The 25,719-nt window shown below is 67.3% G+C and carries 21 protein-coding genes and 1 tRNA gene; 12 read left to right on the forward strand and 10 right to left on the reverse strand.

All coding sequences use genetic code 11. The annotated features are described in order from the left end of the window. Positions 1-78: 78 nt before the first annotated feature. From EDL96_RS11985 to EDL96_RS12000, 4 genes are all read left to right on the forward strand, one after another. A complete protein-coding gene (locus tag EDL96_RS11985) occupies positions 79-1,626 on the forward strand; it encodes a YifB family Mg chelatase-like AAA ATPase (protein ID WP_123826454.1) in 1,548 nt (515 codons plus the stop codon). Next, complete coding sequence (dprA, locus tag EDL96_RS11990; RefSeq protein ID WP_123826456.1) at positions 1,623-2,828, forward strand: DNA-processing protein DprA; 1,206 nt, start codon at positions 1,623-1,625, stop codon at positions 2,826-2,828. Before EDL96_RS11985 ends, dprA begins: the two co-directional genes overlap by 4 nt. Positions 2,829-2,935: 107 nt before the next feature. Then, entirely contained in the window at positions 2,936-3,925 is a 990-nt protein-coding gene (locus EDL96_RS11995; protein ID WP_233568874.1) for a tyrosine recombinase XerC, read from the forward strand. A 320-nt stretch (positions 3,926-4,245) separates the two neighbouring features. Further along, entirely contained in the window at positions 4,246-4,749 is a 504-nt protein-coding gene (locus EDL96_RS12000) for a DUF3145 domain-containing protein (RefSeq protein ID WP_123826458.1), read from the forward strand. A 140-nt stretch (positions 4,750-4,889) separates the two neighbouring features. Here the strand turns inward: EDL96_RS12000 and EDL96_RS12005 are convergent, their stop codons facing one another. From EDL96_RS12005 to aceE, 6 genes are all read right to left on the reverse strand, one after another. Beyond that, positions 4,890-6,149: a beta-ketoacyl-[acyl-carrier-protein] synthase family protein gene (locus EDL96_RS12005; RefSeq protein WP_123826460.1), complete on the reverse strand. Its 1,260-nt coding sequence runs from the start codon at positions 6,147-6,149 to the stop codon at positions 4,890-4,892. A 133-nt stretch (positions 6,150-6,282) separates the two neighbouring features. Then, complete coding sequence (locus EDL96_RS12010) at positions 6,283-6,528, reverse strand: acyl carrier protein (RefSeq protein WP_006215098.1); 246 nt, start codon at positions 6,526-6,528, stop codon at positions 6,283-6,285. 296 nt (positions 6,529-6,824) lie between these two features. Then, positions 6,825-7,892, reverse strand: coding sequence for a beta-ketoacyl-ACP synthase III (locus EDL96_RS12015; RefSeq protein WP_123826462.1), 1,068 nt, complete (start codon positions 7,890-7,892; stop codon positions 6,825-6,827). A 48-nt stretch (positions 7,893-7,940) separates the two neighbouring features. Further along, positions 7,941-8,852: an ACP S-malonyltransferase gene (locus tag EDL96_RS12020; RefSeq protein WP_123826464.1), complete on the reverse strand. Its 912-nt coding sequence runs from the start codon at positions 8,850-8,852 to the stop codon at positions 7,941-7,943. A 96-nt stretch (positions 8,853-8,948) separates the two neighbouring features. After that, entirely contained in the window at positions 8,949-10,289 is a 1,341-nt protein-coding gene (locus EDL96_RS12025; RefSeq protein ID WP_123826466.1) for a PucR family transcriptional regulator, read from the reverse strand. A gap of 65 nt (positions 10,290-10,354) precedes the next feature. Further along, entirely contained in the window at positions 10,355-13,090 is a 2,736-nt protein-coding gene (gene aceE, locus EDL96_RS12030; RefSeq protein WP_123826468.1) for a pyruvate dehydrogenase (acetyl-transferring), homodimeric type, read from the reverse strand. A gap of 412 nt (positions 13,091-13,502) precedes the next feature. Here aceE and EDL96_RS12035 point away from each other — a divergent pair, with 412 nt between their 5' ends. The 4 genes from EDL96_RS12035 to EDL96_RS12050 all read left to right on the forward strand — a co-directional run bounded on the left by EDL96_RS12035 (position 13,503) and on the right by EDL96_RS12050 (position 15,784). Then, positions 13,503-13,919 carry a DUF3052 domain-containing protein gene (locus tag EDL96_RS12035; RefSeq protein WP_123826470.1) on the forward strand — a complete coding sequence of 139 codons (417 nt, stop codon included), beginning with the start codon at positions 13,503-13,505 and terminating at the stop codon, positions 13,917-13,919. Between the two features lie 115 nt (positions 13,920-14,034). Next, on the forward strand, positions 14,035-14,505 hold the full coding sequence (locus tag EDL96_RS12040; protein ID WP_123826472.1) for a peroxiredoxin: 471 nt from the start codon (positions 14,035-14,037) through the stop codon (positions 14,503-14,505). After that, positions 14,506-15,417 (forward strand): Sir2 family NAD-dependent protein deacetylase, encoded by a 912-nt coding sequence (locus EDL96_RS12045; RefSeq protein ID WP_123826474.1) that lies wholly within the window; start codon positions 14,506-14,508, stop codon positions 15,415-15,417. A gap of 294 nt (positions 15,418-15,711) precedes the next feature. Further along, positions 15,712-15,784, forward strand: a tRNA-Val gene (locus EDL96_RS12050). Positions 15,785-15,826: 42 nt separating this feature from the next. On the opposite strand, the gene EDL96_RS12055 is transcribed toward EDL96_RS12050, so the two are convergent. Then, positions 15,827-16,669, reverse strand: a complete 843-nt coding sequence (locus EDL96_RS12055) for an HAD family hydrolase (RefSeq protein ID WP_123826476.1) — start codon at positions 16,667-16,669, stop codon at positions 15,827-15,829. Positions 16,670-16,739: 70 nt separating this feature from the next. On the opposite strand from EDL96_RS12055, the gene EDL96_RS12060 reads away from it, so the two are divergent. Continuing rightward, the gene (locus tag EDL96_RS12060; protein WP_123826478.1) at positions 16,740-17,543 is read left to right on the forward strand and encodes a thioesterase family protein; all 804 of its coding nucleotides are present in this window, start codon (positions 16,740-16,742) and stop codon (positions 17,541-17,543) included. Positions 17,544-17,545: 2 nt separating this feature from the next. Here EDL96_RS12060 and EDL96_RS12065 read toward each other — a convergent pair whose 3' ends face one another. Then, a complete protein-coding gene (locus EDL96_RS12065; protein WP_123826480.1) occupies positions 17,546-18,262 on the reverse strand; it encodes a helix-turn-helix transcriptional regulator in 717 nt (238 codons plus the stop codon). A 52-nt stretch (positions 18,263-18,314) separates the two neighbouring features. Between EDL96_RS12065 and EDL96_RS12070 the strand changes: the two genes are divergently transcribed. From EDL96_RS12070 to gndA, 3 genes are all read left to right on the forward strand, one after another. Continuing rightward, a complete protein-coding gene (locus EDL96_RS12070; protein ID WP_199732608.1) occupies positions 18,315-19,550 on the forward strand; it encodes a hypothetical protein in 1,236 nt (411 codons plus the stop codon). Then, entirely contained in the window at positions 19,547-22,297 is a 2,751-nt protein-coding gene (locus EDL96_RS12075; RefSeq protein WP_123826482.1) for a multicopper oxidase domain-containing protein, read from the forward strand. Before EDL96_RS12070 ends, EDL96_RS12075 begins: the two co-directional genes overlap by 4 nt. 69 nt (positions 22,298-22,366) lie before the next feature. Beyond that, the gene (gene gndA / locus EDL96_RS12080) at positions 22,367-23,818 is read left to right on the forward strand and encodes an NADP-dependent phosphogluconate dehydrogenase (protein WP_123826484.1); all 1,452 of its coding nucleotides are present in this window, start codon (positions 22,367-22,369) and stop codon (positions 23,816-23,818) included. A gap of 97 nt (positions 23,819-23,915) precedes the next feature. Here gndA and epsC read toward each other — a convergent pair whose 3' ends face one another. After that, entirely contained in the window at positions 23,916-24,500 is a 585-nt protein-coding gene (gene epsC, locus EDL96_RS12085) for a serine O-acetyltransferase EpsC (RefSeq protein ID WP_123826486.1), read from the reverse strand. A gap of 204 nt (positions 24,501-24,704) precedes the next feature. Next, positions 24,705-25,640 (reverse strand): cysteine synthase A, encoded by a 936-nt coding sequence (gene cysK / locus EDL96_RS12090; RefSeq protein WP_123826488.1) that lies wholly within the window; start codon positions 25,638-25,640, stop codon positions 24,705-24,707. Between the last annotated feature and the right edge of the window lie 79 nt (positions 25,641-25,719).

Raw genomic sequence — 25,719 nt, forward strand, 5'->3', positions numbered from 1 at the left:
CCCGTGTTCCATGCTGAGCGGGTCGGCGCCTCGAGAGGGCGCCGCCGGTAACGGTCGACTCAGGAGCGGAGCGGGACCATGGTTGCGCAGAGATTTGCCCGGGCGCTTTCGGTCGCCTTGATCGGCCTGGAGGGAACGGTCGTCGACGTCGAGACGGACATCGGGTCTCAGCTGCCCAGTTTCAACGTGTTGGGCCTGCCGGATCTGTCGGTCCGGGAGTCCAAGGACAGGGTGCGATCGGCCGCGCGCAACTCCGGGGTGGCGCTGAGTCCGCGACAGATCACGGTGAATCTCACCCCGGCCATGTTGCCCAAGAAGGGTTCGCACTTCGACCTGGCCATCGCGGTGTCCGTGTTGCAGGCCGACGGCGTCATGCCGCGCACCGGGCAGGTGATCTATCTGGCCGAGTTGGCCTTGGATGGTGCATTACGGCCGGTGCGGGGCGTTCTGCCGGCCGTGTTGGCCGCGGTGCGTGAGGGCTTCCCTCGGATCGTCGTCGCAACCGCCAATGCTGCCGAGGCGGCACTGGTCCCTGGAGTACAGGTGCAGGGCTTCGACTGCCTGGCCGACGTCCTGGAAGCCGCCGGGGCCGACCCCAAGGATCTGGTCCGGCCCGTGGCGTCGGAGCAGGAGGTCGCGTCTGCCGTCCCGGAGGATCTGGAGCCCGAACCGCCGGACCTTGCCGACGTGGCGGGCCAGTACGACGGCCGAGCGGCGGTGGAACTGGCGGCAGCGGGTGGTCATCACTTGCTCATGAGTGGCCCGCCGGGCTCGGGCAAGACGCTGCTGGCCGAGCGACTCCCGGGCCTCCTCCCCGTTCTCGACGACGACGCCGCGACCGAGGTGACCGCCGTCAGATCCTTGGGAGCCCGGGTCGGACCGCGCCACGAGTTGATCCGTCGTCCACCCTTCGAGAGCCCGCACCATTCGGCCTCCGCAGCGGCTCTGTTGGGCGGTGGCAGCGGCATCCCACGGCCAGGGGCGGTGTCGAGGGCGCACAGGGGCGTGCTGTTCCTGGACGAGGCCCCGGAGTTCGATCGTGGGGTCCTCGACGCCTTACGGCAGCCCCTGGAGACAGGGACGGTGCGGATCGACCGCGCGGCCGCCAGCGCCCGCTACCCGGCCCGGTTCCAGCTGGTTCTTGCCGCCAACCCGTGTCCGTGCGGACGTGCCACGGGGAAGGCCCAGGAATGCCGTTGCACCCCGCGGGAACGCCGTTCGTACTTCGGCAAACTCTCCGGGCCGCTCCTGGACCGGGTGGACCTGCGAATCCAGGTGCCACCCGTGAGCTACGCGGAACTGACGGCGGGCCACGGCGGAGAGGACTCTGCCACCGTGGCCGCGCGGGTGGCATCGGCCAGGGCGGCCCAGGGGTACCGTCTGGGGCCGTTCGGTCTCCGGTGCAATGCGGAAATCGGGGCTGCCCTGCTGACCGGCCGACTGAGACGACCGCCCAAGGTGACCGCCGCCTTGGAGCACGAGATGGAGCGCGGGGCACTGACCGCCCGCGGAATGCAGCGCGTGCTCCGAGTGGCCTGGACGGTGGCCGACCTGGACGGCCGTGACGCCCCCACTGCCGAGGACGTGGACACGGCCCTCTACTTCCGATCGGCGGCCCTGTCATGACACACGGCGTCGGTCGGAGTGCACAGGAGATCGCGGTCGCTCGTGCCGGTTTGTCCACGGTCTTGGAACCGCGGGACCTCACGGGGCACCTGGTGCTGGCCGCATTGGGTCCGTGCGCGGCCTGGGAGGTCATCTCCGGGCGCAGGGGAGTGACCGGGGCTGAGCACGACCGTCTGGAGAAGACCGTTCGGGAGCACGGTGCGGCCATGCAGACCGGCGTGGCCAGGGCCGCCGCGCGGTGGAAGACCCGCGCAGCAGGCATCGATCCGGCCGCTGATCTGGCTCGGGCCGAGCGCATCGGGATCTGGCAGTGCACCCCGGAGGACGACGACTGGCCGGACGGCCTCCGTGACCTCGGACTCCAACAACCGGTCTGCCTGTGGGGGAGAGGGCAACGGTACCGGCTGTCGGCGATCGGAGCCGCCACGGTCGCCGTCGTCGGCTCGCGGGACTGCAGCAGCTACGGGCGCACCGTGACCTTCGACCTGGCCGGGGGACTGGCCACAAGGGGATGGACCGTCATCTCGGGTGGTGCCTACGGCGTGGACGAAGCCGCGCACCGGGCCGCGTTGGCCGCGGGAACCGCCGGTGTTCCCACGGTCGCGGTCATGGCCGGCGGCGTGGACCGGTTGTACCCGCGCGGCAACCAGGAACTCCTGCACGAGATCGTGGATCGCGGGCTGGTGCTCTCCGAGGCGGCACCGGGCACCATGCCGGCGCGCTTCAGGTTCCTGGACCGCAACAGGCTCATCGCGGCACTTGCCACGGCCGCCCTCGTCACCGAATCCCGGTGGCGGTCAGGGGCCCAGAGCACCGCGCACCACGCCAACGACCTGTCCCGGCCCGTGGGCGCGGTTCCCGGTTCAGTCCAGTCCGCGACCTCCGCGGGATGTCACAGGCTGATTCGTGAGGGTGCTGCGGTGCTGGTGACCGATATTGACGACTTCCTGGCGCTCGCCGGGCCTCTGGGGGCACAACCGGAGTCCGACAAGGGCCACCAGACCGAGATCTTCGACGGGCTCGACGAAACCGACAAACACCTGGCGGACGCCCTTCCCGTGACCTCCGGCGCCACCGTGGACTCCCTGGCCAAAGTCGCTGGGCTGCCCGTCGGCGCGGTCCTGGGTGGGCTTCGGCGTCTGGAACGCGCGGGCCTTGCCATCGACCGCGGGGGAGTGTGGGTCAGGCCGCGCAGACGCTGACGGCCCCCAGCTGAGGGTCGACCGTGACACCGCTGACTACACTGCACGAGTAGGACAGGGCCTGGTCCAACCGGCCCCTTGAAGTGACTGGCCGAGGGAGGTGAACCATGATGCGCGGCACCCAGCGACCTCCCGCAACGGGCAAACACCAGGACCTGCTGCGAGACTTCGCGGATCACCTCAGCCTCGAACGCTCCCGCAGCGCGGCCACGGTCGCGGCGTACACGGGGGACGTGGGTTCCCTGCTCTCGTTCGCCTCGGACCTGATGGACGACGGCGACCAGCAAGCGGGGCAGACTCCCGGGCCGAGCGACCTCGACCTGATCGACCTGGACGTCATCAGGGCCTGGCTCGCACAACGCCTCACCCAAGGCAGCAGCGCCAGCTCAGCGGCGCGCCGGACCTCTGCCCTGCGGACCTTCTTTGCCTGGACCACCGCCACGGGGCGGACCAGCACCAACCCGACCTTGCGTCTGACCTCGCCCAAACGCGGGTCACACCTGCCAGACACGGTCTCACCACGGGACCTGCAGGAGATCGCCCAGGACCTGGCCGCACGCAGCGACAGCACTGACCTGGAACCGCGCGACCTGGCGGTGGCCGCCAGGGACCGTGTGATCGTCGAACTGCTCTGGGCCACCGGTGTCCGGGTCTCGGAACTGGCGGGTCTGGACCTACCCGACCTCAACCTGGAACGCCGGACCATGAGGGTCACGGGCAAGGGGGACAAGCAGCGGACCGTCCCGTTCGGGGGCCCCGCCGACCATGCGGTGCGTCTGTGGCTGAGCCGACGTGACCACCTGGCGGGCAGCGGCTCCGGCGCGGCCTTCCTGTTGGGCACACGAGGGAAACGCATGGGTGTCCGCCAGATCCGGGACGTGGTCAATCGTGAGTTGGGGCGACGGCCCGACGTCTCGGCGACCGGGCCGCACGCGCTGCGGCACTCGGCGGCCACTCACCTCCTGGACGGTGGAGCGGACCTGCGTAGTGTGCAGGAACTCCTGGGTCATGAATCCGTGTCCACCACGCAGATCTACACACACGTCTCCGTCGACCGCCTCGGCGCAGCTTTCCAGCAGGCCCACCCGCGCGCATAGGCGCGGATTCGTCACGACGTCCATTTGGACACAACACTCTGTCCAGTTCAGGACTGATGTTCACTGTTTCAGTTCCCGTCTCAGGTTGACGGAAGTGCCCCGAATCGAGAAAGATTGCCGTGTCCCGTCCTGTGGCCTCGAATCCACGTCGCCGGGACATTCCAGAACTTCATAGGTCGTGCCGTGTCCGACCGGGCCTCGAATCCCGGCCGCGATCACCGCAAGACACCGATGGACCGGACCGAACCGCACCAGGTTCTTCCGCCAGATCCGTGGCAGGTCGTTGGGGAAGACGCACCTACACGCCGGAGGAACAGGTCATGTCGTCATCCATCACGCGAGGAGTGTTGCAGATCCACTCCGCGCCGCAGGCTCTGTGCCCTCACGTCCAGTGGGCACTGGAGTCCCTTTCGCGTGGCCGAACCGGGCTGCACTGGGTTCCCCAGGAGGCAGCGCCCGGGGCGGTCCGTGCCGAACTCGAATGGGCCGGTCCCGCCGGAACGGGGGCACTCATGGCCTCCGCCTTGCGCACCCTGGGTAAGATCCGCTTCGAAATCACCGAAGAGCCCTCACCGGGCAACGACGGGTCACGCTGGTCCTTCACACCCGACCTGGGTGTCTTCCACGCGACCACCGATGCCGCGGGCAACGTCGTGGTCTCGGAGGACCGCATTCGATTCGCGTACGAGAACGCCAAGGGCGACCCCAGCCTGGTGGTCAACGAACTCTCCCTGGCCCTCGGCGAAGCCTGGGACGAGGAACTCGAACCCTTCCGGCTGGCCGCTGAGGGCGTCCCGGTGCGTTGGCTGCACCGCGTCTCCTGAGTCTCACGCGCAACTGAGCCCCCCGGTCCTTTCCGGCAGGACTTTCGGGCATGAGGAAGGCCCCCACCGTGGTGGGGGCCTTCCTCATGCCCGAAATCGGGGGTGGTCCCGGCCTCAATCAGAGACCGGGGCTCATCGGCTCAGTAGTCCCGGAAAGCGACGACGGCGTTGTGCCCGCCGAAGCCGAACGAGTTGGACACCACCACGCCGCCGTCCTTGCGGAGTTCGCGGGGAGTGGTCACGACGTCCAGGTCGATCTGGGGGTCCTTGTTGTCCAGGTTGATGGTGCACGGTGCCGTGCGCTCCGTCAGGGCCTTGATCGCCAGGATCGCCTCGACGGCACCGGACCCGCCCAGCATGTGGCCGGTCATCGACTTCGTCGCCGAAACCGGGATGTTGTCCGTGGCGGAACCGAAGGCGTTGCGCACGGCCCCGGCCTCCGGAATGTCGCCCTTCGGGGTGGAGGTCGCGTGGGCGTTGACGTGGATGACGTCCTCAGCGACGAACTCACCGGACTCCATGGCCTCGACGATCGCACGCGTGGCGCCGGTCCCGGCGTCGTCGGGGGCGGTGATGTGGAAGGCGTCCGCGGAGAGCCCGGCGCCGGCCAATTCACAGTAGATCCGCGCGCCACGAGCCTTGGCGTGTTCTTCCGATTCGAGGATCACGGCACCCGCGCCTTCGGCCATGACGAAGCCGTCACGGTCGATGTCATAGGGGCGCGATGCGCGCTCGGGCTCGTCGTTGCGGCGGGACAGGGCCTGCATGGCACCGAAGGCCGCGAAGTTGATGGGGTGGTTGGCGGATTCCGCACCACCGGCGATCACGACGTCGGCCTTGCCCAGGCGAATCAGGTCCAGGCCCTGGTAGAACGACTCGGTACCGGAAGCACACGCGGAGACGGCCGTGATGGCGGCGCGGCGGGCCTTGAGTTCCATGCTCACGGTCGCGGCGTTGCCGTTGGGCATGAGCATCGGCACGGTCAGCGGCATGACGCGACGCGGGCCCTTCTCCCGCAGGGTGTCCCATCCGCTGAGCAGGGTCCAGGCCCCGCCGATGCCCGTACCGAAGACGGCTGCAACGCGGGTGGGGTCCACTTCTTCGGCGTCGTCGGCGTTGGCGGCGGAGAAACCTGCGTCGGCCCAGGCCTCACGGGCGGCGATCATGGAGAGCTGTCCCGAAGGGTCCAGACGTTTGGCCTCGACCCGAGTGAGGACCTCGGAAGCGGGGGTGGAAACGGCTGCCGCGATACGTACAGCGAGATCGTAGGTCTCGACCCAGTCCTGGTCGAGCTTGGTCACACCGGAAACGCCGGCCAGGGCGTTCTGCCAGAGTTCGGAAACGGTGCCACCGATGGGTGTGGTTGCACCCAAACCGGTGACGACTACTTTGCGGGCCATGTGTGCACTACTCCTGGGGTCCGGTTAGGGGCTGACGCCTGGTGCGTGGCGCGGTGCGTGGGGCTGCGGTCGGCCTGATCCGTGACGGACCCGGCGGGAGCCGACCCACGCACCGCGACGCGTGGGGACGGACTCAGCCCTGGGCGTTGTCGATGAAGTCGACGGCGTCCTGGACGGTCTTGAGGTTCTTGACCTCTTCGTCCGGAATGGTGACCTCGAACTTCTCCTCGCAGTTGACCACGATGGTCATCATGGAGATGGAGTCGATGTCCAGGTCCTCGGTGAAGTTCTTGTCGAGCTGAACGGCCTCGGTCTCCAGGCCGGTCTCCTCGTTCACGATCTCGGCCAGGCCGGCCAGAATCTCTTCCTTGCTCGCCATGTCGGCATTCCTTTCCTCGCGGCCCCTGTGCGGGACCTGCTGTGGTTTCGGTCGACGGAGGACGACCGGTGGATCGTCTGCCACGGGCGGGTTTCCGCCCCGGGACGACCGGGAGTGCAGTGCGGTGCCACTGTACGACGACCAGGCCGTGCCTGGTGTCCGTGGCCGGTCCCCGGGCGGTTACGTCCGACTTGTTGCGAATGTTGCGCAGTCGATGCGTTCCACCACGGCCGCAGGACCGTCGTCGTGGGGTGTTCGTGGTATCGGTGCGGGACCGGACCGGAACACGGGGCGGGTCAGGGCAGGATCACTACCTGGGCCGCGTAGACCAGACCGGCGCCGAAGCCGATCTGCAGGGCAGGCTTGCCGGAGAGCTCCGGGTGTTCCTGCAGCAACCGGTGTGCGGCCAACGGGACCGAGGCGGCGGAGGTGTTGCCGGCGTCCGCGATGTCGCGGGCGATCACCACGGACTCGGGGAGCTTGAGGACCTTGGCCATCTGGTCGATGATCCGCATGTTCGCCTGGTGCGGGATGAAGGCGCCCAGGTCCTCCGGCTGCAGACCCGCGGCTTCCAGGGCCTCGGTGACCTTCTTGGCAGCCTCGAAGGAGGCCCAACGGAACACCGTCTGGCCGTCCTGTCGGAGAGTTGGCCACAGGGGAGCGTCCTCGGGCATGGTCCCGGTCTCCGGGTCGGCCAGATCCTTGCGGAACGGCCGCGGCTTCCCCGCCTCGGCGTCGCGGATGTCGGTCAGCGGGTGGGTCATGCGGATGGCTTCGTGCTTGGACCCGTCCGAGCCCCACACCGTGGGGCCGATGCCCGGGGTGTCGGAGGGTCCGACGACGGCCGCGCCCGCGCCGTCACCCAGGAGGAAGCTGATGGAGCGTTCCCCGTTGTCGATCACGTCGGAGAGCTTCTCCACGCCGACCACCAGCACGTAGGTGCTCATGCCGGAGCGGACCATCGCGTCGGCCTGGCCGATCCCGTAGCAGTAACCGGCACAGGCTGCCGAGATGTCGTAGGCGGCCGCCGGGGTGGCGCCCAGCCGCTCCGTGAGCACGGCGGACATCGACGGCGTCAGGTACGGGTAGGAGATGGAAGACACCAGGACGGTGTCCACCTGGGAGGGTTCGATTCCCGCCGCTTCGATCGCTTCCTTCGAGGCGGCCAGCGCCATGTCCAGGGCGCTGGTGTCGGCGTCGGCACGGTGACGGGTCACGATGCCCGTGCGTTGACGGATCCATTCGTCCGAGGAATCGATCCACTGGCACACGTCGTCGTTCGTGACGATCGTGTCGGGACGGTAGGCACCCATTCCCAGGATCCGGGAGTAGGCGGTGGGCGTGTACTGCTTGAGAGTCACCACGAGGTGGAAGCTCCTTCGAACGAAGTGACGGCCGGCGTGGGAGACGCCTCAGGCCAAGATCTTACGGGCTGCGTCGAGTTCTTCCGGCGTGTTGACGGCGGTGGCGGGCACGCCCTTCATACCGCGCTTGGCCAGACCGACCAGCGTGCCGGCGGGCGGGAGTTCGACCATCTGCTCCACTCCCATCTCCACCAGCTGCTGCATGCAGAGGTCCCACCGCACCGGACGGCAGACCTGTTCCACCAGGGAGCCCAGGTTGGCTGCACCGTCGGCCACGGGCTGACCGTCGTAGTTGGAGAGCAGCACGGAGTCCGGGTCCCGCGGCGAGAGGTCCTGCACCAGCTGCCGGAGCGGTGCAAGGGCCGGGGACATGTGTTGGGTGTGGAAGGCTCCCGCGACCTTGAGCGGGATCACCCGGGCCCGAGCGGGCGGCTCGGCGGCGAACGCCTCCAACTGTTCCAAGGTTCCGGCGGCCACGATCTGGCCACCGCCGTTGGAGTTGGCCGCGGTCAGACCGGCGGCCTCGATCGCAGCGCGCACCTCGTCCTCCTTGGGCGAGAGAACCGCGGACATGCCGGTGGGCAACGTGGCGGCGGCAGCCGCCATCGCCGTGGCGCGCGTGCGGACAAAGGTCATGGCCTCGGACTCGCTCAGGGCACCGGACAGCGCCGACGCGGTGATCTCACCCACGGAGTGCCCCGCGAACACGAGGTCGTCTCGCCCGGCGAGCTGTTCCTTGAGCAGGCGCCCGGCCATCAGACCGGCCGCCACGATCAGCGGCTGGGCGACGGCGGTGTCCTTGATGGTCTCCTCGTCGGCCTCGGTGCCGTAGTGCACGAGGTCCAGGCCCGCAGCCTCGGAGAGGGCGGCCAAGTGCTCCCGCACACCGTCGAGTTCGAGCCATTCGTTGAACAAACCGGGTTTCTGAGCGCCCTGTCCAGGGCAGACGATCGCAATCACCAGACCATTGCACCAAATCGTGGGGCCGTGGGAGGGGGAGCGTGACGGACCAAGCCCGGCGGCCGCCTTTGTAGGGGTCGCACAAAGACCGTGTGTTCATGCTCCCCGGTCGGCGGCGGGGGCGTCCCCGTCGGGTGCGCAGTCGTCCACGAGGCGCCCCGCGACGATCGCGCACTGCAGGACGAACGCGTCCCGCGGCACCAGCGGATCCCAACCCGTGAGATCGGAAATGCGCCGGAGACGATATCGCACGGTGTTCGCGTGAACGAACAGCTCCCGTGCTGTGGCCTCCAGTGAGTGGCCCACGGACACGTACGTGGACAGGGTTTCCGTCAGCCCGGTCGAACTCCCCGACAGCTTGCGGTAGATCTGTTCGACGAGCGCCGTGCGAGCCGTGGCGTCACCGGCCATGAGCCGTTCGGGCCACAACTCCTCGGAGTCCACCGGTCGGGGCGCCTCCGGCCAGGCCGGAGCCACCGACAGGGCTGCATGCGCGGGTTCGGCGGAATCGGCCGCCGCAAAAAGATTGACCGCCTCCGGTCCGTGCACCACGGGGCCGGGGCCGAAGAGTCCCACGATCCGCTCCAGGGAGCGGTCCAGGGTGCTGAGCCCGGCCAGGATCAGCACCAGGCGGTTGCCCTGGATGGAGACCAGGGCGTCCGTCGTGTGCTTGGACAGGGTACGTCGGATCCGGGCCACTCCGGCGGGACTGGTCTGTTCGGGTGCGTAGCCGACCATGACCGTGACGGGCCCCGTGCTCGTCCAACCCAGTGCGGCCACCCGGGAGCGCAGGGAGTCGGTGTGTTCACCGCGCAACACGCCGTCGACCACCAGCGCCTCCAGGCGTGCGTCCCAGGAACCCCGGTTCTCGGCTGCCCGGGCGTAGACGTCGGCAGCGGCGAACGCGATGTCCCGCGAATACCGCAGCACACCTTCCCGCAGAACTGCTTCGTCGTGACCGGAGGCCAGTTCGGGAACCTTGTCCTCGACGACTTCCACCACCACGCGCATGACCTGCAGCGCCTGCTGCAAGGAGATGGCGCGCGCTAGATCGGTGGGTGCGTCCCGGAACAGACGGTTGAGCAGCAAGCCGTCGTCGTCCTGCTGTTCGTACCAGGTGACGAAGGCTGCGATCCCGCGTTGCGCAACCAGCCCGAGTTCCGAACGATCCTTGGGACGCAGGTCGCGGAACCACGGCAGTTCCGATTCGAGGCGTTGGACGGCCACCCCGGACATGGCTCCGACATTGGAACGAATGCCCTCCAAGGTCTTCTTGGACGGAAGGGGAGCCCCTGTCCGGGCGGTGCGCTGCTGGTGAGGGCGCGAGGTGCGCCCGCCCAGGATCCAGCGGGACCCGGAGCCCAGGAGGCCGGACCCTTTCTGGTCCTTTCCCCTAGTGGCCGTGCTCTCCGGCTCCGGTGCAGTCTCCTTTGGCATGGCCAAAACAATACGGCACCGGAACAGTCGAGCTGTTCCGGTGCCGTATCGGCCGGTTCACCGACTCAGGCGTCGCCGCCAGCGTTGCCGGAGGTCCCCGCCTTGGGGTTCAACAGGTCGTACTTCTCGATGGCCTGCTGCGGTGCGGACCAGTCGACCTCACCGCGCTTGGCCAGCATCTCCAGGGTGCGGACCACCATGGAGGCAGAGTCGATGTGGAACCAACGGCGAGCCCCGGCGCGGGTGTCCGCGAAGCCGAAGTTGTCGGCTCCCAGCGTGGCGAAATCGTTGGGGACGTACTGACGGATCATGTCCGGCAGCTCGGAGACGTAGTCCGTGGACGCCACGATCGGGCCGGTGGCCCCGGCCAGGGCCTGCGTCACGTACGGGGTGCGGGCACCCTCACCCGGGTTCAGGAAGGCTTCCTTCTCCGCGGCCAAGGCGTCACGGCGCAGCTCCGTCCAGGAGGTGACCGACCAGACGTCTGCGGACACACCCCAGTCCTCGGCCAGCATCTTCTGCGCCTCGAGCGCCCACGGCACGGCAACGCCGGAGGCCAGCAACTGGGCGCGGGGCCCCTCGTTCTCGGCGGGCTTGAGCAGGTAGATGCCCTTGAGGATGCCTTCGACGTCGACGTTCTCCGGTTCAGCGGGCTGCTGGATCGGCTCGTTGTAGACCGTCAGGTAGTACATGACGTCGTGGTCCTCGTCCTTGTTGCCGTACATCTGCTCGATGCCGCGGCGGACGATGTGCCCGATCTCGTACCCGTAGGCCGGGTCGTAGGTGATGACGGCGGGGTTGGTGTTGGCCAACACGGGGGAGTGCCCGTCGCCGTGCTGGGTGCCCTCACCGGTCAGGGTGGTGCGCCCGGCAGTCGCGCCGACGATGAACCCGCGGGCCCGCTGGTCGGCGGCGGCCCAGAAGTTGTCGCCGCTGCGCTGGAACCCGAACATCGAATAGAAGATGTAGAACGGGACCATCGGTTCGCCGTGGGTCGCGTAGGAGGTGCCCGCAGCGATGAACTGGCTGCTGGCGCCGTCCTCGTTGATGCCCGGGTGCAGGATCACACCCTTCTCGGACTCCTTGTAAGAGAGCATGAGCTCCCGATCCACGGACAGGTAGTTGTGACCGTTCGGGTTGTAGATCTTGGACGTCGGGAAGAACGCGTCCATGCCGAACGTGCGGGACTCATCGGGGACGATCGGGACGATGCGGTGACCGAAGTCCTTCTCCCGCATGAGGTCCTTGAGCACGCGGACCAGCGCCATGGTGGTGGCGGCCAGCTGCTTGCCGGAGCCCTTCTTGGCGGAGCTGAAGGCCTTGTCCGACGGAAGGGTGATCTCCTTCTGCGGGTGGCGGCGCTCGGGGAGGAACCCACCGAGCTGTTCGCGCCGTTCCAGCAGGTACTTGATCTCCGGTGCATCGGGGCCCGGGTGGTAGTACGGGGCGTTGTACTGGTCCTCGAGTTGGCTGTCCTCGATCGGGATGCGCAGCGCGTCACGGAAGGTCTTGAGATCCTCCACCGTGAGCTTCTTCATCTGGTGGGTCGCGTTGCGGGCCTCGAAGTGCGGGCCGAGGCCGTAACCCTTGACGCCCTGGGCCAGGATGACCGTCGGCTGGCCCTTGAACTCCAAAGCTGCCTTGTACGCCGCGTGGATCTTGAAGTAATCGTGCGCGCCGCGCTTGAGGTTCCAGATCTCGTCGTCGGTCATGTCCGCGACCAATTCCTTGGTCTCCGGGGTGCGGCCGAAGAAGTGATCCCGGATGAAGCCGCCGGATTCGCCCTTGTAGGTCTGGTAGTCACCGTCAAGGGTCTCGTTCATGATCTTGACGAGGTTGCCGGTGGTGTCCTTCTCCAGCAGGGCGTCCCACTCGCGGCCCCAGACCACCTTGATGACGTTCCATCCGGCACCGCGGAAGAACGCCTCGAGTTCCTGGATGATCTTGCCGTTACCGCGAACGGGTCCGTCCAGGCGCTGAAGGTTGCAGTTGACCACAAAGGTCAAGTTGTCCAGCTTGTCGTTGGCCGCGGCCTGGAGCAGGCCGCGCGATTCGGGCTCGTCCATCTCTCCGTCGCCCAGGAAGGCCCACACGTGCTGGTCGGAGGTGTCCTTGATACCGCGGTTGTGCAGGTACCGGTTGAACTGCGCCTGGTAGATCGCGTTCATGGGGCCCAGGCCCATGGACACGGTGGGGAACTGCCAGAAGTCCGGCATCAGACGGGGATGCGGGTAGGAGGACAGCGCGTGCCCTTCCTTGGTCTTCTCCTGGCGGAAGCCGTCCAGATCCTCCTCCGTTAGACGACCCTCCAGGAACGCCCGGGCGTAGTTACCGGGGGAGGAGTGGCCCTGGAAGAAGACCTGGTCGCCACCGCCGGGGTGGTCGGCGCCGCGGAAGAAGTGGTTCTGGCCGACCTCGTACAGGGTGGCCACGCCGGCGAAGGACGAGATGTGCCCGCCCACTCCGATCTCGGGCTTCTGCGCCCGCTGCACCATCATGGCCGCGTTCCAGCGCATCAGTGCGCGGTAGCGACGCTCCATCTCCTCGTCACCCGGGTACTCGGGCTCCTGGTCCACGGGGATGGTGTTGATGTAGTCCGTGGTGGTAACCATGGGCACGCCCACGGACTTGGCCCCGGCGTACTGGAGCAGTGCGCGCATGATGTACTGCGCCCGCTCAGTGCCCTGGGTCTCCACCAGATCCTCGAAGGACTCGATCCATTCCTGGGTCTCCTCGGTGTTCGAGTCCTTCAGCTCGTTGGTGAGTCCACTGAGAATGTGGTTGTTGCTTTCGGAAGCCACGTTCAACCTCTCTTCGTCGAGTTCCGCGGCAGATGCGCGTGGGGTCGGTCGTACAGACTGGCTCCTATCATCCAACATCCGGGGAGGCCTCCGCACACCGTGTAGGCAGGTTCTCATGATCTGCGATGGTGACCTCACTCGTGGGGGAGACCAGCAGAGTGTTTTTGGTCGCATCCGACGTCGGATGGGGTGACTTCGGTGCGCCATGCAAGTTGCCGTGTTGCCCGCTCTCTGCTTGCACCAGGGGTCAATCCGGTGTTGTCTGGTGATCGTGGCCGCTATGCGCACGACAGTTCGTCAGGGCCATCACCCCCCGACGGCGACCCCTGAGTCGTCGTGACCGACACCCTTACGGGGTGCACCACCGGGAAATCGATTCGGGGTCAACGGACCCGCGGTAAGGAGTGAAGAAGTGAGCGAGGCCAAGGCCACCGCTGAGGATTCCATCAGCGAGCTGGGGCTCACGGAGGATTCGATCGTCCAGGAATTCGGCTACGACGACGACGTCGACTTCGACCTGCGCGAACGGATCGAGGACCTCACCGGGGAAGAAATCCTCGACGAGGAGGACCAGGAAGTCGTCGACGCCGTGCTGCTGTGGTGGCGTGACGGTGACGGAGATCTGGTCGACGCCTTGGTCGATGCCCAATCCCAACTGGACGAGGGTGGCGTCGTGTGGCTGCTGACCCCCAAGTCCGGTCGCGACGGGTACGTGAATCCCGCGGAGGTGGAGGGTGCTGCGTCCACCTCCGGACTCCACCGGACCACGACCGCCGGGGTCAGTGCCGACTGGTCGGCCGTGCGGTTGGCACCCAAACGCAACTTCTAGAAACAAACAGTCATTTTCAGGCGCCCCGTTGTGGGGTGGAGGAAACAACCCTGCCTGGACGTGGATCGCGAGACGTTGCCGACGTTTCGTTGTGTACAGCTTGTGAGGTCAAAAAATGCTCGACGTCGGTCAGTTCGCCCCGGATTTCACCCTGACCAACCAGTACGGGGAGGAAGTTCAACTCTCCGAACACCGTGGCCGTCCCGTGGTGCTGGTGTTCTACCCCTTCGCTTTCTCGTCCGTGTGTACGGGTGAGATGTGCAGCCTCCAGGACATGTTGGAGGAGGTCCAGGAGGTCGATGCCTTGCTCCTGGCCGTCTCGACGGACACCTTCCACGTTCTCAAGGCCTTCGCCAATCAGGAATCCCTGGACTTCGACCTGCTCTCGGACTTCTGGCCGCACGGTCAGGTCGCGGAGAGTTACGGGGTGCTGGACCCGGAGAAGGGTGTGCCGAGCCGCACCACGTTCTTGATCGACGCCGACGGACTGATTCTCGACCGGTTCACCTCCGCGGAGATGGGGACCCCACGGGACACCGAGGCCTACCGTCGCGCGTTGGCCAAGTTGGAGGGGCAACCCGCCTAAGTGAGCCCGATCCGAACCCTTGGCGCCGGATACGGACCGCGTGGCGCGGAGGACGTGTTCCCCGATCCCGACGCCGCAACCCTCGCCTCCGGTCTCCGTCCCGCACTGGACGTCCTGGTGGGGCGCCGCGTCACCGTCCTGACGGGGGCGGGTGTGTCCACGGACTCCGGGATCCCGGACTACCGCGGGCCGGATTCCTTGCCCCGTGAGCCCATGACGTACCAGGAGTTCATGGCATCTGCCGCCAACCGCTCGCGCTACTGGGCCAGGAACCAGGTGGGTTGGCACCACTTGGAACTGTCGGCCCCGAATGCCACGCACCGATCACTCGCGCGCCTCGAAGCCGCGGGGCGGGTCAACGGCGTCATCACCCAGAACATCGACCGGCTGCACCAGCGGGCGGGGTCCTTCGCCGTCGTCGATCTGCACGGACGCTACGACCAGGTGCTGTGCACGTCCTGCCGAAGCCTGATCCCTCGGGGGATCTGGGGCCGGATGCTCGATGAGCTCAACCCGGAGGTCGCCCGCCGTTCCCAGGACCCGAACGAGATCGAATTCGCCCCGGACGCCGACGCGGAGATTCAGACCGACGGTGAGTACCTGGTCCCGGACTGCCCGGTCTGCGGCGGCATCGTGAAGCCCCACGTCGTGTTCTTCGGTGAACAGGCTCAGGCCGACGACGTCGCCCGGGCCACTGCCGCCGTGGACGTCGCCGAGGCTGTCCTGGTGCTCGGTTCATCGCTGACGGTGCACTCGGGACGCCGCTTCGTCCGCCGGGCCGTGCGTTCGAACAAGCCGGTGGTGATCGTCAACCACGGCAGGACCCGCTCGGATGCGGATGCCGCCGTGAAGATCGACTCGGGGGTGGCGCAGTTCCTGGAGCAGGCCGAACCGTCGTGGATCCGCGGGTGAGGTGCCCGGGTTAACGGGAGGACAACTCGAGATGTCACATATGTGACCAAGCTCATACCCGGCGCGACACAGTTCTATGCGCTCAGCGTATTCCGCGTCATCCGGGGCGGGGTACTGTATCCGTCAGCATCGGGTGCTGGCGTCTGTAGAAGTCGTCCACCCGGTGCATCCAAGACTCCCGTTTTAGACCGGGTCTCGCCATGGGCGGGTGCCTCGCTCCCCGCGTCCAGCGGGTCCGGTAGAGTCTCCCGCGCAGGTTCACCACGACAGTCCGTCGAGCGGAACCGTGCATCAGGGCCTTTAGCTCAGCTGGTAGAGCACTGCGTTTACACCGCAGGTGTCATCGGTTCGATCCCGGTAGGGCCCACGACTCATCAGGCTTCCTCGGAGGAAGTTCACGGCTCGAGTCTCAGCCGACGAGCCCCAGATGCCGGAAGGCGTTGGCCAGGCCGTCCGCCTCGACGTCGTCCGTCACATGGCCCGCCACGGCCTTGATCTCCTCGCTCCCGTTGCCCATCGCGACCCCGAGACCACACACCTCCAGCATGGGGATGTCCACCGTGGCGTCGCCGAAACCGATGGTGTCCTCGACCCGGGCGCCCACGTGCTCCACCAAGCGCTCGATCGCGTAGGCCTTGGAGATGTTCGGGACGCCCAGGTCACCGAACAAGGCCGCGGCACCGCGCCCGCCCCACGTCCCCGAGAGCAGGTCGGGGAAGTCCCGGGTGGCGGCGTGATGGTCCTCGACGGAGCTCAGGATGAAGCTGATCTTGTTGACGTCGGTCCGGTACAAGTCGGCGCCGAAGATCATGTCGGGGAACACGTCCCGGACGGTGAGGGACTCGACGTCGGTCGTCCCCTTGCCGCGCACGTAGTTGCGGATGGTCGGCTGAGCCGCCGTTTCAAAGTTCTCACTGCCGAACAGGCCTGCATTGCATTCCAGGTAGAACTCCAGGCCGCGTTCGTGCAGCCAGTCCACCACCCGGCGGCACTGCTCCGCGGTCATGGTCTGTTCCAGCACCACCTCATCGCGATACTCCGCATAGCTGCCGTTGCCGCCGACCAGCCCGTCCAGACCGATCTCCCACAGCTCGTCGTACACCTCGGCCTTGCTGCGGCCCGTGCAGAGGAAGACCAGGTGCCCACGTCCGCGCGCCTCCCGGACGGCATCCACCGCCGACGCGGGAATGGTGTTCCGGTAATCCACCAGCGTGCCGTCGACGTCCAGGAAAACGAGCTTGCGGTCGGTCATGGGAAGCGCCCTCCACGTGTTTTCGATGACTTGCGTGCCCGGAGGCGGGCACTGGGTGATCATGGTCAGTATGACCGCGACACCCTCAGAATCCTCAGCTGTTGCCTACTTCCAGCGCATCGGGGCGACGACGTTCCGCGCCACCGAGCACGTGGGTGGAGGTTGGAACCCCGCGGAACAACACGTGGCCCCGTCGCTTGGACTCCTGGCACACGCCATCGAAACCGACCGTGACGCGAGGCGCGACGACGCACTGCAGCTGGGCAGGGTCTCCTACGACATCCTGGGCACCTTTCCCATCGGCGAGATCGACGTGACCGTGAACGTGCTGCGCCCCGGACGGACCATCGAACTGGTCGAGGCCCGACTGTCGCACGGCGGGCGTGACGCCGTGATCGCCCGGGGCTGGCTCATGGACCGCTACGCCACGGAGGAGCTGGCCGGGACCGGACTGGAGCCGGTGGATCCGCCGTTCGAACTCCCGCAGTGGAACGGTTCCGAGATGTGGCCCGGAGGGTTCATCGCGTCCATCAAGGGCCGCAGGACCGAACACGCGCCAGGACGGGCGACCGCGTGGATCACGACCGAACTGCCGCTGATCGAGGGGGAACCCGTGAGCCCCACCGCGCGACTGCTCGGTCTGGTGGACGTCATGAACGGCGTGGCGACGCGGGCCGACAACACCAAGGTCTCCTTCCCGAATCTCGACCTCACGGCGCACCTGTTCCGCGAGCCCGTGGGCCCCTGGGTGGGGCTGGACATTTCCGTGTCCTTCGGGCCGACCGGGCTGGGGCTGACGCACGCGGTCATTCACGACGACGAAGGGCCCGTGGGCGCCGTCTCCCAGTGCCTCACCGTTCGCCCCGGGAACTGAATTCAGACAGCCTCGGGCTCGATGTGGATGCGGCAGGTTCGGCCGTCCAGAAGTGTCTGCAGACGGACCTGCGCCACGGTCCCGGATCGGGCCAGGACACCCGTGATCAGGCCTTCGTGGATGCGGCACACGAACTCGGGGTTGGCCTGCGCCAGGTCGAGCATGGGACAGGACCTGAGCGTGACGGTGTGACCGTCACCGTGCCCGGTCGATTCGTGATCGGGATCGAAGCCCAGTGAATCCATCACGTCCAGGACCCGAGAGACCCCGGGGTCGTCGGTCACGCCGTCAACCACCGGGGGAGGCGTGCGGTGAGCTGCGTCGTCGTCGAGGGCCTTTCCCCAGATCTCGCCGACCCGACGGGCGTCGTCGGGGCCGTGCCCGGAATCGACCAGGAACGAGGTCAGCGCCCCCACGAGTGCCCCGCCGTCACCCACGGGATTGCGGGTCAGCAGCGTGCGTCCGGCCGGGGTCATGTCGTACACCCTGGGCGGTCGACCCCGGTGGCCGCTGCGCACCTCGCTGACTGTCAGGAATCCGCCGCGGGTGAGTGCATCCAGGTGCGGACGCACCGCGTTGGGATGGCCGCCCGCCGAATCGGCAACGTCCGCGTGCCGAACGCCCCTTCCCCCCAGTGCCCCGACCGTTCGGAGGACGCGCATCTGGGCGGGCGTCGGTTGCGGGGCAGGGGAGGTGGAGCCGGTGCCGAGTTGCTGCATGGCAGCACCGTACACGATTTAATACAGATGCCTGTGTATTAATATCGAGGGTGTGGATCCAACCCCCCGCCCTCCAGCCCTCCGCCTGCGTCGTGCGCGCACCGCGCTGTTGGTGCTGGGCGGGCTGAGCCTTCTGGCGGGATTGAACGCGGGCCTGGTGAGGCTCGGCCTGTGGGCGCCGGTGGACAGTGATCGGATCGGCGATCTGCACGGGCCCGTCATGGTTCTGGGGTTCCTTGGCACCGTGATCTCCCTGGAACGTGCGCAGGCCATGCGTCACCCCTTGGCCCTGGTCGCTCCCGCACTTCTCGGCCTGGGATCGGTCCTGTTGATCCTGGGTGCCCCGGTCCTGCTGGGGAAACTTCTGGTACTGGAAGGGGCCGTTGCGTTCCTGACCGTCATGATCGCTCTGTGGAGAAGAACGCGCGCAGACCTGGTGGCGACCCAAGTGACGGGGGCGCTGCTGCTCGCTCTGGGGGCCGGACTGTGGTTCACCACCGCGGTGCCGAATCTTCTGCCAGTGCTCGTGGCCTTCCTGGTGGTCACCATCGCCTCCGAACGCGCCGAGCTGGCACAGCTCTCGATCGGTCCGCGCGCCATTCCCACGTTGTTGCTGATTACCTCTGCGTTGAGTCTGGCTGCCACGAGCGCCGTCCTCTGGCCGGACCTGGGAGCTCGGCTGCTCGGTGCGGTGTGTTTGCTCACCGCGGTGTGGTTGATCCGCAACGACGTCGGCCGTCGCATGATCCGGACTTCGGGATTCCGGCGCTTCAATGGAGCCGCTTTGCTGGCCGGCAACCTGTGGCTGGCGGTGGCCGGTCTCACGTGGATGATCGCCGGGCGACCCGAAACCACGGGAACCTACGACCTGGTGATCCACGGGGTGTTCCTCGGCTTCGCGTTCTCCATGATCATGGCCCACGCCCCGACGATCTTCCCCGCCGTTCTGGGCAGGCCACTGCCGTACCGGTCCGTCATGTGGGGGCCGCTGGTGATCCTGCACCTGGGCACGCTCTACCGGGCCATGGGTGACGTCGTGGGAGTCGATGAACTGTGGCAGACCGGGGGAGTGATCACCGTGGTGGGCATCCTCCTGTTCGCGGTGACCGCGGTCCTCTCGGTCGCACGATCCGGTGAACGTTCACGGTCGGGACGGCGCCGCACATCGGCGACGGACGCGAACGGCGGTCGCGACGACGAAGACGACCACGGCACGGACAGCGGCACGAACGCCGACGAGAACGAGGGCGTGGGCCGAACTCCCGCGCAGGACGGAGCAGCCGGATGAGGCGGCGGCGCGGGTGGCGTGACTTTGCGGTTGTGGCATGGGCGGGGATGGCGGTGATCGTGTCCCTGGCCCACGTGTGGATCCCCTCGGCTTCCTGGCTGCTGATCCACCTGGTGGGTCTGGGCATCATCACGCACTCGATCATGGTCTGGAGCGCCTATTTCGCGTCCACTCTGCTCAAGGTCCGCGCGGACGAGAACGCCGTGGCACAGCAGAACCGCAGGCTCGGACTACTGGCCCTCGGGTCCTTGGCCGTGTTCGTGGGTGTGCCGTCCGTGCAGTGGTGGCTGGTCGCCGTCGGTGTGGTCGCGGTCTCGGCAGCGGTGATCTGGCATGCGGCGACGCTGATCAGGGATCTCAAGCGTGCGCTGCCCATGCGCTTCCGCGTGGTCGTGCGGTACTACATCGCCGCCGCGGCGTGCATGCCGATCGGTGCGGGATTCGGTGCAGCGCTGGCCTGGGGGCTGGGGGACACCTGGCATTCCAGGCTGCTGATCGCCCACACCATGACCATGCTGCTGGGCTGGGTCGGCCTGACCGTCGTCGGAACCCTCGTGACCTTCTGGCCCACGGTCCTACGCACCCGCATGGACCCCCGCGCCGAGCTGCTGGCCAAACAGTCCCTGCCCGTCCTGCTCACTGCTCTGGCGGTGGTGCTCACGGGGGCTCTTCTCGGGTGGCGACCAGTCGCCGTCGTGGGTCTGGGCCTTTACGCCATCGGCCTGGCCTGGTGGGCGCGGAGCCTGATCGCACCCATGCTCCAGCGTCCGCCGCGGGAGTTCGCCTCGGCTTCCATCGCGGCCGCGATCGTGTGGTTCTGCATCGCCGGTCTGGCCACGGGATGGGCCGTCCTGAGACTCGACGACGTGAGCCTGGCCGATGCCTACCCCAAACTCGGTGGCGTCTGGGCGGTCGGGTTCCTGCTGCAACTGGTCACCGGGGCCATGAGCTACCTGTTGCCCTCCGTTCTGGGAGGCGGCCCGCGCGTCCTCAAGGCGGGTGCCGCCTGGCTGGACCGCTACGCGGGCGCGCGCCTCACGGTGATCAATCTGGGCCTGGCGGTGTGGTTGCTGCCCATCCCGTCCTGGGCGAAGGTTGCCGTCTCCGTGGTGGTCCTGGCAGGTCTTGCCTCCTTCCTGCCGCTCATGGTGCTGGGCATCAAGGCGGCGGTCCAGGAACGTAAGGCCATGGCCCAGGAGAAGGCCGACGGCGGACGCCCCCACGCGGTGGCCGACCGTGCGGGTGCCGCTGCCGCAGGTGCTCGGGCCAAGGCCGGGCAGCCCGACCTGCCCAGGTCACTCACGGGCTCCGGGGCACTGGCCGGTGTGGCGGCCGTCGTCCTGGCGGTGACCGTGGGCATCGGGGTGGACCCCGGTGCTGCCGGTTTGCAGGCCGTTGGCCGATCGTCCAACACCTCGGACACGGACGTGGCACCGACGGGCGAGACCGTGCGGTTGCAGGTCGACGCGGTGAACATGAGCTTCACCCCCAACACGGCCACGGTCACCGCGGGGGATCACGTGATCATCGAACTGACCAACCAGGACGAGGCCAACGTCCACGACCTCCAGATGGGCTCGGAGCGCACCCAGCGCCTGCGGTACCAGGAGAGCGAGGAGCTGGACCTGGGCGTGGTCCGGGAATCGATCGAAGGGTGGTGCACGGTCGCGGGGCACCGCCAGATGGGCATGGTGTTCAACCTCAATGTCCAGGGCGGCCCGGAAGGCGACGGAGCCGGCGCGGGTGGCGTCGCGGCGCAGAACACGGACCCGTCCGCCGGGGGTTCCATGGCCGGGATGGACCACGGTGCCCAGGCCAGTGGCTCCCAAGCCGCGGCAGATCCGGAAGCTGAGCTGTCCGACGTCGTGAATCCGGGTCTCGAACCCGCGGAAGTCACCGACGGCACGGAGAAGGCCGACCACGAAGTCACGCTCGAAGTCACGGAAGTCCCGCTGGAGGTGGCCCCGGGGGTGTGGCAGCAGCGCTGGACGTTCAACGGCTCCGGGGTGGGACCCACGCTGCGCGGCAAGGTGGGTGACACCTTCGAGGTGACCCTGGTCAACAACGGGTCCATGGGCCATTCCGTGGATTTCCACGCGGGGGAGGTCGCGCCGGATGACAACATGCGCACCATTCCCCCGGGGGAGAAGCTGGTCTACCGGTTCACGGCCAACCGGTCCGGGATCTGGATGTACCACTGTTCGACCATGCCCATGAGCGCCCACATCTCGGGTGGGATGCACGGTGCCGTGATCATCGACCCGGAGGGCCTGCCGGAGGTGGATCACGAGTACGTCCTGGTCCAGTCCGAGGTCTACCTGGACGGCGACGGCGCCCGGGAGGAAGACGCCAACCCCGTCAACGCCGCAGCAGTGGCCGAAGGGCAGGAACCCACGTTCGTGGTCTTCAACGGGGTGGCCAACCAGTACGACCAGGAGCCGTTCAAGGTGAAGGTCGGGGAGCGGGTCCGGTTCTGGGTGCTCGACGCCGGACCGAACCGACCGTTCAGCTTCCACATCGTCGGGGACCAGTTCGACACGGTCTACAAGGAGGGTGGCTACCAACTCCGGGACGGTACGGACGCCTTCGGCGAATCCGGCGGCGGGTCCCAGGCCCTGGGCCTGGAAGCGGCTCAGGGCGGCTTCGTCGAACTGGAATTCGACGAGGCCGGGAACTACCCGGTGGTCAACCACGTGATGACCGACGCCGAGCGGGGAGCCCACGGCGTCGTGGAAGTGACCGAGTAGGCGGATCTCACGCCTCGCTCACCCCGACATTGCATCGAACCGGTGTTGATCCGGAGATAGGCTGACCGCATGGCTGAAGAGAAAAAAGCGCAAATTGGTGTCACCGGACTTGCGGTGATGGGAGCCAACCTGGCTCGCAACCTGGCCCGCCACGGTCACACCGTGGCGTTGCACAACCGCTCGGTCGAAAAGACCGATGCGCTGTTGGCCGAGCACGGGGACGAAGGTGACTTCATCCGCACGGAGACCCTGCAGGAACTCGTGGATTCCCTGGAGAAGCCGCGCCGCATCCTGATCATGGTCAAGGCCGGAGCCCCGGTCGACGCCGTGATCGACCAGTTGGTCCCGCTGCTGGACGCCGACGACATCATCATCGACGGCGGCAACTCGCATTTCCCGGACACGATCCGCCGGGAATCGGCACTGGCCGAGAAGGGCCTGCACTTCGTGGGCGTCGGTGTTTCCGGCGGTGAAGAAGGCGCGCTCAACGGGCCGTCGATCATGCCCGGCGGCTCGGCCAAGTCCTACGAGTCCCTCGGCCCGCTGCTCGAAGACATTTCCGCCAAGGCCGACGACGGCACGCCCTGCTGCGCCTGGATCGGTACCGACGGTGCCGGTCACTTCGTCAAGATGGTGCACAACGGCATTGAGTACGCGGACATGCAGGTGATCGGTGAGGCCTACGAACTCCTGCGCGACGTGGCCGGACTGGAACCCGCCGAGCAGTCCAAGACCTTCGCTGACTGGAACCAGACCGAGCTGTCCTCCTACCTGATCGAGATCACCGCCGAGGTGCTCAAGCAGGTGGACGCCAAGACCGGCAAGCCGCTGGTCGACGTCGTCGTGGATGCTGCGGGGATGAAGGGCACGGGTACCTGGACGGTCATGTCGGCTCTGGAACAGGGTTCGGCGGTTACCGCCATCGCCGAGTCCGTGTTCGCCCGAGCACTGTCCTCGACCGAACGTGAGACCCGGCTGGAAGCGCAGGAGACACTGGCAGCCGGAGTCCGCGAAAACGACACCGTGGGAGACGAGGCGTTTATCGAGGACGTCCGCCGTGCCCTGTACTGCTCCAAGCTCGTGGCCTACGCCCAGGGGCTGGACATGCTCCGCACCGCCTCGGAGGAACACGGCTGGGATCTCAAGCTGGACGTCATCGCCTCTCTGTGGCGCGCCGGGTGCATCATCCGCGCCGAGCTGCTGCAAGACATCATGGCTGCGTACAAGGACGGGGCCTCGCCGCGTAACCTGCTCTTCGCTCCGGCCTTCCGGGACGTCATCGAGGAGTACCTGCCGTCCTGGCGCCGCGTCGTCGTGGAGGCCACCGAACGTGGCATCCCCGCGCCGGTGTTCTCCTCGTCCCTGGCCTACTACGACGGCCTGCGTCGCCCGCGTCTCAACGCGGCGCTCACGCAGGGGCTGCGCGATTACTTCGGTGCCCACACTTACGGTCGGATCGACGCCGAAGGCACCTTCCACACACTGTGGAGCGGTGACCGGAGCGAGGTCCAGACCTCCTGAGCGAGCGTCTGATCGCAGTCCGGATGCGAGTTGTCCCGCCCACGAACGTTCGTGGGCGGGACAACTCACATCGGGGTGCAGTCTGTGGGTTCGGTGTTCAGATCCACATGGCCGGGTCGATGTACGCAGCAGGGTCCACCAGCGGCTCCTGTTTGTCCGGGGTGCGTGCGCGGACCTTGCCCGGGATCCCCGTGACCACGGACTCCTCCGGGACGTCCTTGACCACGACGGCGTTGGCGCCCACCGCCGATCCTGCTCCGACGCGGATGTCGCCCAGGACCTTGGCGCCGGCCCCGACCGTGACGCCGTCGTCGATCGTGGGATGCCGCTTGACCTTGGCCAAGGAGGTCCCGCCCAAGGTCACGCCCTGATAGAGCATCACGTCGTCGCCGATCTCGGCCGTCTCGCCGATGACCACGCCCATGCCGTGATCGATGAAGAACCGCCGGCCGATCGTGGCACCCGGGTGGATTTCCACGCCGGTCAGGAATCGGCCCAGCTGGGACACTGTGCGAGCGGCGCCACGGGTGGAATCGCGTTCCCAGAGACGATGGCTGAGCCGATGCAACCAAATGGCGTGCAGACCGGAGTAGTTCAAGGCGACCTCCAGATCCGTGCGAGCGGCGGGGTCATGATTGCGCGCGGTCTCCAGATCCTCACGCAGTCTGCCGAGAAAGCTCACGTCACTCCTTTGATCATGGGCGGCCATGTGCTGCCGCTGGGGGGGGGTACCCGAGTCGCGGGTGGTTTACCGATCACGTGCGGGATGGACGAACCCGCCACCCCCTTGACCCTACCGGCAGGCGGGGCGAAGAAATGGCGGGTCCTGTCGCTGGCCCGTGGCCTCCGACCAGGATCGAATCCGGTCCGGAGGCGCAGGGTGCAATCAGCCGCGGATGTCGTCGTACAGGATGGTCGAGATGTAGCGCTCACCGAAGTCGCACACGACGGCCACGATCAGCTTGTCGCGGTTCTCTTCCTTCTTGGCTTCCTCCAGGGCCGCCCAGACGATGGCACCCGAGGAGATGCCGCCCAGGATGCCTTCCTTGGTGCCCAGGTCACGAGCCACCCGGATGGAGTCGTCGATCGTGACGTCGTAGACGTCGTCGTAGATCTCGCGGTCCAGGACGTCCGGGACGAAGTTGGCGCCCAGGCCCTGGATCTTGTGCGGGCCGGCCTTGCCCTCGGTCAGCAACGGGGAGTCCGCGGGCTCGACGACGACCAGGCGCACCGAACCGCTCTGCTCCTTGAGGTAGCGACCGGCGCCGGTGATGGTGCCGCCCGTGCCGATGCCCGAGACGAACACATCCACCTTGCCTTCGGAGTCCTCCCAGATTTCCGGGCCGGTGGTCTCGTAGTGCACCTTCGGGTTGGCCTCGTTCTCGAACTGGCGGGCCAGGACGGCGTTCTCCGTGTTCTCGACGATCTCGCGGGCACGGTCGACTGCACCACGCATGCCTTCCGCACCCGGGGTCAGGACGATCTCCGCACCGTAGGCGCGCAGCATGGCCCGGCGCTCGGTGGACATGGTCTCCGGCATGGTCAGGATGACCTTGTAGCCGCGGGCAGCACCCACCATGGCCAGGGCGATGCCGGTGTTGCCGGAGGTTCCTTCGACGACGGTTCCGCCCGGTTTGAGTTCACCGCTGGCCTCAGCAGCGTCGATGATCGCCTTGCCGATGCGGTCCTTGACCGAGTTGGCGGGGTTGTAGAACTCGAGCTTGACCGCCACGTCGCCCGGGAGGTCCTTGTCCAGTTCCTGCAGCCGGACCAGGGGTGTGCCGCCGACCAGCTCAGTGACGTTTTCGTAAATTTTGCCCATGGGGTGATTCCTTTCGTGTCCTTCGACGTGCCTGTGTGCCTGCAATGCTCTGCGGGTGCGCTGGATCAATGCGCGGACC

The sequence above is a fragment of the Kocuria soli genome (genome assembly GCF_003797835.1).
GTDB classification, from domain to species: Bacteria; Actinomycetota; Actinomycetes; order Actinomycetales; family Micrococcaceae; genus Kocuria; species Kocuria soli.

Bases quoted from the DNA above. Each gene is read 5' to 3' on its own strand.
- EDL96_RS12025 (WP_123826466.1), bottom strand. From the start codon at position 10,289: ATGCCAAAGGAGACTGCACCGGAGCCGGAGAGCACGGCCACTAGGGGA.
- EDL96_RS11995 (WP_233568874.1), top strand. From the start codon at position 2,936: ATGATGCGCGGCACCCAGCGACCTCCCGCAACGGGCAAACACCAGGAC.
- EDL96_RS12040 (WP_123826472.1), top strand. From the start codon at position 14,035: ATGCTCGACGTCGGTCAGTTCGCCCCGGATTTCACCCTGACCAACCAG.
- EDL96_RS12005 (WP_123826460.1), bottom strand. From the start codon at position 6,149: ATGGCCCGCAAAGTAGTCGTCACCGGTTTGGGTGCAACCACACCCATC.
- dprA (WP_123826456.1), top strand. From the start codon at position 1,623: ATGACACACGGCGTCGGTCGGAGTGCACAGGAGATCGCGGTCGCTCGT.
- EDL96_RS12075 (WP_123826482.1), top strand. From the start codon at position 19,547: ATGAGGCGGCGGCGCGGGTGGCGTGACTTTGCGGTTGTGGCATGGGCG.
- gndA (WP_123826484.1), top strand. From the start codon at position 22,367: ATGGCTGAAGAGAAAAAAGCGCAAATTGGTGTCACCGGACTTGCGGTG.
- EDL96_RS11985 (WP_123826454.1), top strand. From the start codon at position 79: ATGGTTGCGCAGAGATTTGCCCGGGCGCTTTCGGTCGCCTTGATCGGC.
- EDL96_RS12000 (WP_123826458.1), top strand. From the start codon at position 4,246: ATGTCGTCATCCATCACGCGAGGAGTGTTGCAGATCCACTCCGCGCCG.
- EDL96_RS12010 (WP_006215098.1), bottom strand. From the start codon at position 6,528: ATGGCGAGCAAGGAAGAGATTCTGGCCGGCCTGGCCGAGATCGTGAAC.
- EDL96_RS12065 (WP_123826480.1), bottom strand. From the start codon at position 18,262: ATGCAGCAACTCGGCACCGGCTCCACCTCCCCTGCCCCGCAACCGACG.
- EDL96_RS12060 (WP_123826478.1), top strand. From the start codon at position 16,740: ATGACCGCGACACCCTCAGAATCCTCAGCTGTTGCCTACTTCCAGCGC.
- cysK (WP_123826488.1), bottom strand. From the start codon at position 25,640: ATGGGCAAAATTTACGAAAACGTCACTGAGCTGGTCGGCGGCACACCC.
- EDL96_RS12055 (WP_123826476.1), bottom strand. From the start codon at position 16,669: ATGACCGACCGCAAGCTCGTTTTCCTGGACGTCGACGGCACGCTGGTG.